Here is an 11,887-nt window from a genome sequence, read left to right as displayed (position 1 = left end):
CGTCGTCGTCTGGTGCAGTCTTAGATGTTGAAGCCGAGGGCGCGCATCTGGTCGCGGCCGTCTTCGGTGATCCGCTCCGGACCCCACGGCGGCATCCACACCCAGTTGAGGCGCCATTCGTCGACGACCCCGTCCAGGGCCTTGCCGACCTGCTCCTCGATCACGTCGGTGAGCGGGCAGGCGGCCGTGGTGAGCGTCATGTCGATCAGCAGGGCGCCGTCGTCGTCCGAGTACTTCAGGCCGTAGAGCAGACCCAGGTCAACGATGTTCACGCCCAGTTCAGGGTCGATCACATCCTTGAGTGCTTCTTCGACATCCTCGAGGCTCGTGCGGGCCACATTGAGTTCGGTCATTGCCAAGTCCTAACTAGGCCTGTGCTGCAGCGGAAGCGGCAGCGATGGTGGCTGCCCCTGCGCCGGTGGCGTAGCGGTCGTAGCCCTCTTCTTCCAGTCGGTCGGCGAGCTCCGGGCCGCCTTCTTCCACAACCTGGCCGTCAACGAACACGTGCACGAATTCCGGCTTGATGTAGCGCAGGATCCGGGTGTAGTGCGTGATGAGCAGGGTGCCCATTTTGCCTTCGGCGTGGGCGCGGTTGACGCCCTCCGAGACAACCTTGAGTGCGTCGACGTCGAGTCCCGAGTCGGTCTCGTCCAGGATGGCGAACTTCGGCTTGAAGAGCTCCAGCTGGAGGATCTCGACGCGCTTCTTCTCGCCGCCGGAGAAGCCCTCGTTGACGTTGCGCTGGGTGAAGTCAGCGTCGATGCGCAGCTGCGCCATGGCGGCCTTGACGTCCTTGGTCCAGGTGCGCAGCTTGGGTGCTTCGCCGTCGATGGCCGTCTTGGCGGTCCGCAGGAAGTTCGTCATGCTGACGCCGGGAACCTCAACCGGGTACTGCATGGCCAGGAACAGACCGGCGCGGGCCCGCTCGTCGACGCTCATGGCGAGGACGTCTTCGCCGTCCAGCGTGATGGTGCCGGAGGTGACGTTGTAGCGCGGGTGCCCGGCGATCGTGGACGCCAGGGTGGACTTGCCGGAACCGTTCGGGCCCATGATCGCGTGGGTCTCGCCCGTGCGGATGGTCAGGCTGACGCCCTTCAGGATTTCCTTCGTGCCCTGCTCGGTGTCAATGCTGACGTGCAGGTCCTTGATCTCAAGAGTAGACATGTGCCTTGTTCTCCTCTGCACGGTGCCCTCCGGCACTGTGCGGTTTTTTGTCGATAAGTTTTTGTGGTGCGGGGTGCCGGCTGCAGGCAGCTAGCTGAAGTTCGGGGCCTCGGCGCCGTTCAGGACGTTCGTGAAGTCCACATAGACCTCGTCATCCAGGACGGTCACGGCGAAGACGGGCACAGGATCGTAGGCCGGCAGCTGCAGCGGCTCGCCGCTGCGCAGATCGAACTGGGAACCGTGGCCCCAGCACTCGATCTTGCAGCCTTCCACCTCGCCCTCGGAGAGGGAGATGTCAGCGTGCGAGCAGGTGTCGCCGATGGCGTGGATCTCGCCCATCGAGTCCTTGACGATCGCGACGGGATAGTCGTCGACCAGGATCCGCAGCGCCTGCTTGAGCTGGATCTCACTGGCGTTGCAGACGAGCTCGCCTCTTGGCTGTTCAGTCATTGATGGTTTCCTGTGTCCTCTTAGCGCTGCGCACTAGTGGTTCGTTGCCGCGAGTTCGCGCTCGACGGCGGCCGTGAGGCGGTCCTCGATGGCGGGAACCTTGATCTGCTGGATGATCTCGTTCAGGAACCCGCGGACCACCAGGCGGCGGGCCACCTCTTCCGGAATGCCGCGGGCCATCAGGTAGAACAGGTGCTGGTCATCGAACCGTCCGGTGGCGCTGGCGTGGCCGGCGCCGGCGATCAGGCCGGTCTCGATTTCCAGGTTCGGCACGGAGTCAGCGCGGGCGCCGTCGGTGAGAACCAGGTTGCGGTTGGCCTCGTAGGTGTCGGTGCCTTCTGCTTCCTTCCGGATCAGGACGTCACCCACCCAGACAGTGTGCGCGTTGCGGCCCTGCAGGGCGCCCTTGTACAGGACGTTGGACTTGCAGTTGGCGACGGCGTGGTCGACGAACAGGCGCTGTTCGAGGTGCTGGCCGGCGTCGGCGAAGTACAGGCCGAACAGTTCCACCTCAGCGCCGGGGGCGGTGAAGCGCGCCGACGGGGTGACGCGGACGAGGTCCCCGCCGAGGCTGACGACAATGTGCTTGAACTTGGCGTCGCGGCCAAGCTTCGCCTGCTGGGAGGAGGCATGCACGGCGTCGTCGTTCCATTCCTGGAGCGAGATGACGGTGAGCTGCGCGCCGTCCTCAACGAGGATCTCGATGTTTTCCGACACAACGGCGGTGCCCTGGTGGTCCAGGACAACAACGGCCTTGGAGAACTTTTCCGCGACGATCACAACGTGCAGCGCGGACGCCTCGGTGCCCTGGCCGGTCAGCAGGACGCTGACCTCACCGTCAACCTGGACCTCGGCGGGGACCGTGATGACGGTTGCTTCGGTGAAGTTCTCCCAGGCGTTCGCGGAGACGCGGTCCTCGGGGATTGCGGCGGAGCCGATCCGGCGGTCGTCCCGGCCGACGGTTTCGACGGTGACGCTGTCCGGAGCGGTGACGCTCACGGACGGGGCGGCGCCGTTGAGGACCTCGGTGTGCAGGCCGCGGAGGCGCTTGAGCGGGGTGAACCGCCAGTCCTCCTCCATCCCGGTCAGCGGCTTGAAGTCCGCCAGTTTGTAGGACGTCAGGCGCCCGGCGCGTGAGCTGTCCGGGATGCCGACGCCGCCGCCGTGCGAGTGCCGCTTGACGGCCTCGCCGGCCAGCGGGGCCTTGGACGCAGCCGCGTTGACCGGTGAGAGGCTTTCGCCTTCCTCGGTGAAGCCGTTGATGAACGGCTGGGCTGAGGGCGCGCCGATGCGGGCCTTTTCAGTAGTGATGTCAGTCATTAACCGACCGATCCTTCCATCTGCAGTTCAATCAGGCGGTTCAGCTCGAGGGCGTATTCCATCGGCAGCTCACGGGCAATCGGCTCGATGAAGCCGCGGACGATCATCGCCATGGCCTCGTCTTCGCGCATGCCGCGGGACATCAGGTAGAACAGCTGCTCTTCGCTGACACGCGAAACCGTGGCCTCGTGGCCCATGGTCACGTCGTCCTCACGGATGTCGATGTACGGGTAGGTGTCCGAACGGCTGATGGTGTCCACCAGGAGCGCGTCACAGCGGACCGTGTTGGCTGAGTGCTTGGCGCCTTCGCGGACCTGGACCAGGCCGCGGTAGGCGGCACGGCCACCGCCGCGGGCCACGGACTTGGACACGATCGAGCTCTTGGTGTTCGGCGCGATGTGGACCATCTTGGAGCCGGTGTCCTGGTGCTGGCCTTCGCCGGCGAACGCGATGGACAGGGTCTCGCCCTTGGCGCCCTCGCCGACGAGGTAGACGGCGGGGTACTTCATGGTGACCTTGGAGCCGATGTTGCCATCGATCCACTCCATCGTGGCGCCCTCTTCGCAGATGGCGCGCTTGGTGACCAGGTTGTACACGTTGGTGGACCAGTTCTGGATGGTCGTGTAGCGGACGCGGGCGCCCTTCTTCACGATGATTTCCACGACGGCGGAGTGCAGCGAGTCCGAGGTGTAGATCGGTGCGGTGCAGCCTTCGATGTAGTGGACGTAGGAGTCCTCGTCCGCGATGATCAGCGTGCGCTCGAACTGGCCCATGTTTTCCGTGTTGATGCGGAAATAGGCCTGCAGGGGAATGTCCACGTGGACGCCCTTGGGCACATACACGAAGGAACCGCCGGACCAGACAGAAGTGTTCAGGGAAGCGAACTTGTTGTCGCCCACCGGAATGATGGTGCCGAAGTATTCCTGGAAGATCTCGGGGTGCTCACGCAGCGCGGTGTCGGTGTCCAGGAAGATGACGCCCTGCTGTTCCAGGTCCTCGCGGATCTGGTGGTAGACAACCTCGGACTCGTACTGGGCGGCGACGCCGGAGACGAGGCGGCTGCGCTCGGCTTCCGGGATGCCCAGCTTCTCGTACGTGTTCCGGATGTCCTCGGGGAGGTCTTCCCACGTGTTGGCCTGCTTCTCCGTGGACCGCACGAAGTACTTGATGTTGTCGAAGTCGATGCCGGAGAGGTCTGCGCCCCAGGTCGGCATGGGCTTGCGGTCGAAGTACTTCAGGCCCTTGAGGCGCAGGTCCAGCATCCACTCCGGCTCGTTCTTCTTGGCCGAAATGTCGCGGACGACGTCCTCGTTGATGCCGCGGCGGGCGTTGGCGCCGACGTCATTCTTGTCGGACCAGCCGTACTCATAGGTACCGATTCCGTGGAGCTCGGGATTCTTTTCCAGAATCTCCGAAATCACAGTGGATTCAGCAACCTTCTTCTCTGATAGTTGGTCCGTCATCACGGCCTTTCTTGCAGATGGTTGGATTCTTCGTCCAGGTTGCCCGGGGTGGTTGCGGGGCTGTGAGGCCCCCTGGCCGCCGGACGGCCTGTAGGTATGTGGGTGGTGCAGACGTGGCCGCCGCGCGCCAGCGTGGACAACCGGCGGACATCGACGCCGACCAGCCGGGAGAACACATCGGTCTCGACGTCGCAGAACACGGGGAACTGCGCGGCCAGCTGCTGGATGGGGCAGTGCCCCTGGCAGAGCTGGACGCTGGACAGCGCCGCCGGCAGGGGTGCCTTGGCCTCGATGGATGCCGTGGAGGCCACAAATCCGTCGCGGCTCAGCGCCTCGGAGAGTGCCTGCGCCCGGGCGGTGATATCCGGGCCGGCGGCGTCGATTTCCGGCGCGTAGCGGCGTTCCATGTCGCCGAAGCGCTCCACGGCGAACTGCCGCACGGCTTCGGGGCCGGCCATTTCGCCCAGTCGCTGAAGCGCCAGGGTGGCGATGTCCAGATAATCGTTGCCGAGTGTCGACTGGCCCTGGGAACTAAGGACGTAGCGGCGGGCAGGACGCCCTGCGCCGGCACCGGCACGGGCTGCCCGCTTCACCTCGATCACGCCATCGCGCGAGAGGTGGTCCAGGTGCCGCCGGACAGCGGCTGGCGTGAAACCCAGCAGGTCACCGAGTTCCGAGGCGCTGATGGGGCCATGTTCCAGGACAGCGTTCAGCACGCGGTCCCGGGTGCGCTCTTCGGCGTCGACGGCCGGGAAAGCGGCCAAGGCCTGGGCTGCCACAGAATCCACCGGCCCGGACGCAACGGCTGAAGCCGTGCGCGGGCGGCCGCCGCCGGCAAGGGCGACAGGAGGAGAGGTGCTCATGGAATACACAACACAATCATGTCGTAATTTAGTCCCCCGATCCAGTAAGGCATGACTATCCTCCTTCAACCTCCACGACCCCTCGCAACGTGCAGCCTGCGGCCCCGGGGCGGCCACGGCCCGGAACGGGACGTACTACATCCCGTAGAATGCTGTGGTGCGATCCCCCGAATCCCCCGTCCTGTCCATCAGCGGGCTAGTCAAGGATGTTGGTCCACTGCCCACCCTCGACGGCAAAATGCTGCGGGTGGTCAGCGGCCTTTCCCTCATTGCCGAACGCGGCCAGGTCACGGCCCTGCTGGGAGCCAACGGCGCGGGCAAAACCACCACCATCGAATGCGCCCAGGGCCTGCAGAAACGCACCCACGGCAGCATCAGCCTCCTGGGCGAAGACCCCGACATGGCGGGGGCCGGACTGCGTGCCCGCGTCGGGGTGATGCTGCAGGACGGCGGACTGCCGCCCTCGGCCCGTCCCATCCCCCTGCTCAAGCATATTGCCGGCATGTACCAGGACCCGTGGCCGGTCGGGGAACTCATCGAACGCCTCGGCATCGACACGTTCAGCAGGACCTCGGTCCGGCGGCTCTCCGGCGGGCAGAAACAGCGGCTCGCGCTTGCGGCGGCCCTCGTGGGCAACCCCGAGGTGCTGTTCCTGGACGAGCCCAGCGCCGGCCTCGACCCGCAGTCGCGCCAACTCGTGTTCGAGCTCATCTCCGAACTCCGGAACCGCGGGATGGGGATCGTCCTGACCACCCACCTCATGGATGACGCCCAGCGCCTCGCGGACTACGTCTACATCATCGACGCCGGCCGCAATGTCGCCGAGGGCACCGTCGCGCAGCTCCTGCAGCACCCCCTGCCGTCCGACGCCGGGGAGCAGCACATCCGCACCCTGCTGTTCGAGACCGACCCCGGGCTGGACTTCACCGGGGTACTGCCCGACGGCGTCAACATCACCGAAGCACGGGCCGGCAGCTACGCCGCCACCGGGGCACTGACCGCGGCAGACCTCGCGGCGATCACCGCCTGGTGGGCCGCCCGGGGCATCATGCCCCGCTCGCTGAGCCTTGAAGCCCGCAGCCTCGAGGACGTTTTCCTCGACATCTCCGGAAGGGAGATCCGATGACCCGCGACAGTGCCGCCCTGGGGAGTGCGCCGCAGNCCCCGCCGGCCCGCCCGCTCGGGAGCGCACCGGCACCGCTGCTGCGGCGCATTGTGCTGCAGGGCAAGTACGAGACCATCACCATGCTCCGGAACGGCGAACAGCTGATCCTGGCGATCGTGCTGCCGCTGCTGGCCATGGTGGGCCTGACGGTCACACCCCTCCTGGACGGTTTCGGCGCCAGCCGGATCAACGTTGCCGTGCCGGGCATCCTCGCCCTGTGTGCCATGTCCACAGCCTTCACCGGCCAAGGCATATCCACCGGATTTGACCGCCGCTACGGGGTCCTGCGCTTCCTGTCCACCACCCCCCTGGGACGTACCGGCCTGATCGCCGGAAAGGTCCTCGCCGTCCTCGCGGTCCTCGCCCTGCAGGTCCTGGTGGTCACGGCTGTTGCCCTGATGTTGGGCTGGCAGCCGAATCCGTCCGGCTGGATCCCCGGACTGGCCGTGCTGGTGCTCGGCGCCGCGGCCTTTACAGCACTGGGCCTGCTCGTCGCGGGGACCGTGCGGCCGGAGGCGACCCTCGCCATTACCAACCTGCTCTGGATCCTGCTGGGTGCCCTCGGCGGCATTGTCATCCCGGCCGAACGGCTCCCCGCCCTGCTGCAGGCGATCGTGCACTACCTCCCCTCCGGCGCCCTGGGACAGGCGCTGAGGGAAGCGTTCCTGTCCGGCAGCGTCAGCCCTGTCCCGGTACTTGTCCTGCTGCTCTGGACGGCAATCGCCGGCGGCGCAGCAACCCGTTGGTTCAAATGGAATTGAGAAAACTGTGAGCACGGCTTCCCGCCCTTCCCGGACCGCTTCCCGGACCATCGCCTGGCTGCCCGACACCGTCAACAAGACGGTCAAGCGGCTGGCGGTGCTCTCCCTGGTCGGCCAGACCCTCCTGATCGTGACCGGCGGCGCGGTCCGCCTCACGGCGTCGGGGCTGGGCTGCCCGACGTGGCCGCGCTGCACGGATTCGTCGCTGGTGAACACCCCGGAAATGGGGATCCACGGCATCATCGAATTCGGCAACCGGCTCCTGACCTTCGCACTGGCGGCGGTCGCCGTCGGGATGCTGGTGTATCTGTGGAATCTCCGCAAGGAACGCCGCGACCTCTTCCTGCTGGCACTGGGACTGCTCGCGAGCATCCCGGCGCAGGCCGTCATCGGCGGCATCACCGTGCTGACCCAGTTGAACCCCTGGGTGGTGGGGCTGCACTTCCTGGTTTCGATGGCCCTCGTGGTCGTGGCAACCCTGCTGGTCAACCGCGCTTACGGGCGGACAGGGAAGTTCCGGACGGCTGAACTGGCGGCCCTGCCGGGCATCGCACGCCCGCTCATGACCGCCGTCGCCCTGTTCTCCGCCGTGGCAGTGTGCCTCGGCGTGGTGGTGACGGGCGCGGGCCCGCACGCGGGCGACGCCGACGCCCCGCGCAATGACCTGGACTGGGACCTGTTCTCGCACATCCACGCCGTTCCGGCCTACCTCGTGACCGCCGGGGCGCTGTTCGCGCTGTACCTCGTCGTCCGTGACCGGATTCCCGGCCCGTTCCGCACCGCCGTCGTCATGCTCCTGGGCGTCACCGTGCTGCAGGCCGTCATCGGCTTCACGCAGTACTATAACGGCATCCCGGCGCTCCTGGTGGCCGCGCACATGCTCGGGTCAGCCCTGCTGATGAGCGCGGCCACCAACGCCGCAGACCTCGCCCGCAGCAGCCCGGCCAGGTAGCAGCGTCACGCAGCGCCCGAACAAACAACGCGGGGTCACCTAGCGCCTATCCGGAGCACCGGAATGGGCGATAGGTGACCCCGCGTTGTTGTTGCGGAGTGGAATGGTGGGTAGCTGGCTTAGCCCCCCATGATGGCCGAGCCGACGAACGGATCGACGGCGAGGGCGATGAAGAGCAGGGTCAGGTAGCTGATGGAGCCGTGGAAGACCTTCATGGCGCCCTTGTTGGACACGTCACCGGCCTGCGCCCGGTTGTACAGCGCGTGCGATTCGTAGAGGAACCACGCTCCGGCGAGCACCGCTGTGACGGTGTAGACCCAGCCGGCCCCGCCGGCCGGAACCAGCAACAGCGAGCACACCACCATGGCCCACGCGTACAGGACCACCTGGACCGAGACCACCTTGGCGCCGGCGATCGCGCCGAGCATCGGGACATTGGCGTTGCGGTAGTCCTCGCCGTAGCGCATGGACAGCGGCCAGTAGTGCGGCGGGGTCCACAGGAAGATGACCATAAAGAGCACGACGGCGGGCCACTCCACGGTGTTGGTCACCGCGGCCCAGGCAATCAGCACGGGGAAGCAGCCGGCGGCACCGCCCCAGACGATGTTCTGGGCCGTGCGGCGTTTGAGGATCATCGTGTAGATGACCACGTAGAAGACAATCGCACCCAGCCCAAGCCAGGCTGCGAGCGGGTTGGCCCCGAACCAGAGGATCGCGATCGCGGCCGCTCCGAGGAGCCAGGAGAAGACCAGAGCCTCGCGCGGGGTGACCTCACCCGTGACGAGGGGCCGGTTCTCGGTGCGGTGCATGAGCTTGTCGATGTCGCGGTCGATGTAGCAGTTGAAGGAACCGGCGCTGCCGGCGGCAAAGGCGCCGCCCACGAGGGTTGCCACGATCAGGCCGATAGACGGGAAGCCGCGTTCCGCGTAGATCATGGTCGGCAGGGTGCTGACCAGCAGAAGTTCGATGACGCGGGGTTTCGTAAGCGCCAGATAGGCCTTGGCTTTGCGGGCGAAGCCGACTCTTCCGCGGATGGGAGAGGCGTTCAGCGGCGTATCTGTTGTGCTCACGGTGGCAGTCACTCTGTTCTGTCTGGCTGTTCAGTCCGGCTTTTGACGCAACGCGGGTTGCATATCGGAGGGGTCCACGCACAGCGCGCACGCGTGTCCTCGCCCCCGTTGGTAGCCACGACCCATCATACCTCGCAGGCACAGACCGGCCAGTCCCGGGAAAGCCGCCGCCGGTCCCCCGTGATTCGAACAGATTAACGCGGGCTCACAGCCGCCGCGGACGGCGGTGATTCATATAAGCGATAAATCCGGTCCATTTGGTGAGATATACAGCGCCCGCACAGTGGAATGGGGCTAAGCTGTCTCCAGATCAGCGCGCACCGGAACAGCCAAAAGGCCGTCCCAATGTTTGGAGTGTCTGTCCGCAGTCTCCCCAGATGTTCCTTCGCACGCGCGACTGAATGATAGATCAACGTTTCGATGGTGAACGGCTGGTACGTACCGCAGCGGGCACCGAACTGTGCCCCGGGCGGAACTGACCCTACCACCCGCCGTCAGCACAGAGAGGGGCCCGGTTTTCGTGCCACATTTGGAAGAGCAAGAACTGTCTTGGACCAGCTTGGACCAGCGCGCCGTGGACACCATCCGTGTCCTTGCCGCCGACGCTGTGGAAAAGGTCGGCAACGGCCACCCCGGCACCGCCATGAGCCTGGCTCCAGCCGCGTACCTTCTCTTCCAGAAGCTGATGCGGCACGACCCGAAGAACCCCGACTGGCTGGGACGCGACCGTTTTGTCCTCTCCCCCGGCCACACCTCCCTGACGCTGTATATCCAGCTCTTCCTCTCCGGCTACGGCCTGGAGCTGAAGGACCTTGAGGCGCTGCGCACCTGGGGCTCGCTGACCCCGGGCCACCCGGAGTACAAGCACACCGCCGGGGTGGAGATCACCACGGGCCCGCTGGGCCAGGGCCTGGCCTCCGCCGTCGGTTTCGCCTACTCCCAGCGCCGCCAACGCGGCCTCTTCGACGCCGACGCCGCCCCCGGCACCAGCCCGTTCGACCACACCATCTGGGTCATCGCCTCCGACGGCGACCTCCAGGAGGGCGTGACGTCCGAGGCCTCCTCGCTCGCCGGGCACCAGGAGCTCGGCAACCTCGTGGTGATCTACGACGAGAACCACATCTCGATCGAGGACGACACCGACATCGCCTTCACCGAGGATGTCCTGAAGCGCTACGAGGCCTACGGCTGGCACACCCAGCGCGTCGACTGGACCCGCACCGGCGAATACAAGGAGGACGTCCAGGAACTCCACGCCGCCCTCCTCGCCGCCAAGGCAGAGACGGGCAAGCCCTCCATCATCTCGCTGCGCACGATCATCGGCTACCCGGCCCCCAAGAAGCAGAACACCGGCAAGATCCACGGCTCCGCCCTCGGCGCCGAGGAAGTCGCCGCACTCAAGAAGGTCCTCGGGTTCGACCCGGAGCGCTCCTTCCAGGTCGACGACGACGTCCTGGCCCACGCCCGTGAGGCTGTGGACCGCGGCGCGGCCGCCCGCACGCAATGGCAGGCAGCCTTCGAAGCCTGGCAGTCCGGGGGCCCCGAGGCCGCCGCACTGCTTGAACGCGTCGAAGCCCGCAAGCTCCCGGCCGAGTTCGACGCCGCACTCCCGGTCTTCGAAGCCGGCAAGGACGTTTCGACCCGCGCCGCCTCCGGCAAGGTCCTGAACGCGATCGGCCCGGTGATGCCGGAGCTGTGGGGCGGTTCGGCCGACCTCGCCGAATCCAACAACACCACCATCGAGGGTTCGCCGTCGTTCATCCCGGCCTCCCGCTCCACGGCGGCCTGGAAGGGCAACCCCTACGGCCGCGTGCTGCACTTCGGCATCCGCGAACACGCCGCCGCGTCGATCGTCAACGGCATCAGCCTGCACGGCCGCACCCGCGCCTTCTCCGGCACCTTCCTGATCTTCAGCGACTACCAGCGCCCGGCAATCCGCCTCGGCGCACTCATGGGGGTCCCGTCCCTGTACGTCTGGACGCACGACTCGATCGGGCTCGGCGAAGACGGACCGACCCACCAGCCGGTGGAGCAGCTTGCCTCGCTCCGCGCCATCCCGGGCCTTGACGTCGTCCGCCCGGGCGACGCCAACGAGGTCGCGGCCGCCTGGAAGGTCATGCTCGAGAACCACGGGAACCCCGCCGGCATTGTGCTGACCCGCCAGAACATCCCCACCTATGCCCGCGGAACGTCCGAGGCCGAAGGTGACACGTTCGGTTCCACCGCCGGCGTAGCCAGGGGCGGCTACGTCCTGGCCGAAGCGTCAGACAACGGCCGGACCGCCGAGGCGCAGGTCATCCTGATCGGCACAGGCTCGGAGGTCCAGCTTGCAGTGAACGCCCGCGAAGCGCTTCAGGCCGAGGGCATCCCCACCCGAGTGGTTTCCATGCCGTGCGTGGAGTGGTTCAACAAGCAGGATGCCGCCTACCGCGAAGCGGTGCTCCCGGCTGCCGTCAAGGCACGGGTGTCCGTCGAAGCCGGGCTCGCCCTGGGCTGGAAGGAATTCGTCGGCGACGCAGGCCGTTCCATCAGCCTCGAGCACTTCGGCGCCTCGGCGGACTACAAGCGCCTGTTCCAGGAGTTCGGCATCACCGCCGAGGCCGTTGCCGCCGCAGCCAAGGAATCCCTCGCCGGCCTCACGGCCTGACCCCAACTTCACACTTTCCGGGCCGCCGCCCC

General features: G+C 66.6%; 11 protein-coding genes. 4 read left to right on the top strand and 7 right to left on the bottom strand.

Going from position 1 to position 11,887, the window contains the following annotated elements; genetic code table 11:
* Positions 1–20: 20 nt before the first annotated feature.
* From K789_RS0103130 to K789_RS0103105, 6 genes are all read right to left on the bottom strand, one after another.
* Entirely contained in the window at positions 21–353 is a 333-nt protein-coding gene (locus tag K789_RS0103130; RefSeq protein WP_024365478.1) for a metal-sulfur cluster assembly factor, read from the bottom strand.
* A 13-nt stretch (positions 354–366) separates the two neighbouring features.
* Positions 367–1,164, bottom strand: coding sequence for a Fe-S cluster assembly ATPase SufC (gene sufC / locus K789_RS0103125; RefSeq protein ID WP_024365477.1), 798 nt, complete (start codon positions 1,162–1,164; stop codon positions 367–369).
* Between the two features lie 90 nt (positions 1,165–1,254).
* Positions 1,255–1,614, bottom strand: a complete 360-nt coding sequence (locus tag K789_RS0103120) for a non-heme iron oxygenase ferredoxin subunit (RefSeq protein ID WP_024365476.1) — start codon at positions 1,612–1,614, stop codon at positions 1,255–1,257.
* A 33-nt stretch (positions 1,615–1,647) separates the two neighbouring features.
* Entirely contained in the window at positions 1,648–2,934 is a 1,287-nt protein-coding gene (gene sufD, locus K789_RS0103115) for a Fe-S cluster assembly protein SufD (protein WP_024365475.1), read from the bottom strand.
* Complete coding sequence (gene sufB, locus K789_RS0103110) at positions 2,934–4,397, bottom strand: Fe-S cluster assembly protein SufB (protein WP_024365474.1); 1,464 nt, start codon at positions 4,395–4,397, stop codon at positions 2,934–2,936. Before sufB ends, sufD begins: the two co-directional genes overlap by 1 nt.
* Positions 4,397–5,260: a helix-turn-helix transcriptional regulator gene (locus tag K789_RS0103105; RefSeq protein ID WP_237739497.1), complete on the bottom strand. Its 864-nt coding sequence runs from the start codon at positions 5,258–5,260 to the stop codon at positions 4,397–4,399. The genes sufB and K789_RS0103105 overlap by 1 nt, the downstream gene beginning before the upstream one ends.
* A 157-nt stretch (positions 5,261–5,417) precedes the next feature.
* On the opposite strand from K789_RS0103105, the gene K789_RS0103100 reads away from it, so the two are divergent.
* From K789_RS0103100 to K789_RS0103090, 3 genes are all read left to right on the top strand, one after another.
* Positions 5,418–6,386, top strand: coding sequence for an ABC transporter ATP-binding protein (locus K789_RS0103100; protein ID WP_024365472.1), 969 nt, complete (start codon positions 5,418–5,420; stop codon positions 6,384–6,386).
* Complete coding sequence (locus K789_RS0103095; RefSeq protein ID WP_024365471.1) at positions 6,383–7,186, top strand: ABC transporter permease; 804 nt, start codon at positions 6,383–6,385, stop codon at positions 7,184–7,186. Before K789_RS0103100 ends, K789_RS0103095 begins: the two co-directional genes overlap by 4 nt.
* Positions 7,187–7,193: 7 nt before the next feature.
* Positions 7,194–8,138 (top strand): COX15/CtaA family protein, encoded by a 945-nt coding sequence (locus tag K789_RS0103090; protein ID WP_024365470.1) that lies wholly within the window; start codon positions 7,194–7,196, stop codon positions 8,136–8,138.
* Between the two features lie 119 nt (positions 8,139–8,257).
* Here the strand turns inward: K789_RS0103090 and K789_RS0103085 are convergent, their stop codons facing one another.
* A complete protein-coding gene (locus tag K789_RS0103085; RefSeq protein WP_024365469.1) occupies positions 8,258–9,220 on the bottom strand; it encodes a heme o synthase in 963 nt (320 codons plus the stop codon).
* Between the two features lie 517 nt (positions 9,221–9,737).
* Between K789_RS0103085 and tkt the strand changes: the two genes are divergently transcribed.
* Entirely contained in the window at positions 9,738–11,855 is a 2,118-nt protein-coding gene (tkt, locus tag K789_RS0103080) for a transketolase (RefSeq protein ID WP_024365468.1), read from the top strand.
* Positions 11,856–11,887 lie beyond the last annotated feature (32 nt).

Origin of the sequence: Arthrobacter sp. TB 26, from assembly GCF_000427315.1 — a bacterium.
Taxonomy (GTDB): Bacteria; Actinomycetota; Actinomycetes; order Actinomycetales; family Micrococcaceae; genus Arthrobacter.
This window is presented reverse-complemented; position numbering and strand designations above follow the sequence as displayed.

Excerpts from the sequence above, each read along its gene's own strand:
- K789_RS0103105 (WP_237739497.1), bottom strand. The coding sequence starts at position 5,260 with ATGAGCACCTCTCCTCCTGTCGCCCTTGCCGGCGGCGGCCGCCCGCGC.
- sufC (WP_024365477.1), bottom strand. The coding sequence starts at position 1,164 with ATGTCTACTCTTGAGATCAAGGACCTGCACGTCAGCATTGACACCGAG.
- sufD (WP_024365475.1), bottom strand. The coding sequence starts at position 2,934 with ATGACTGACATCACTACTGAAAAGGCCCGCATCGGCGCGCCCTCAGCC.
- sufB (WP_024365474.1), bottom strand. The coding sequence starts at position 4,397 with ATGACGGACCAACTATCAGAGAAGAAGGTTGCTGAATCCACTGTGATT.
- K789_RS0103120 (WP_024365476.1), bottom strand. The coding sequence starts at position 1,614 with ATGACTGAACAGCCAAGAGGCGAGCTCGTCTGCAACGCCAGTGAGATC.
- K789_RS0103130 (WP_024365478.1), bottom strand. The coding sequence starts at position 353 with ATGACCGAACTCAATGTGGCCCGCACGAGCCTCGAGGATGTCGAAGAA.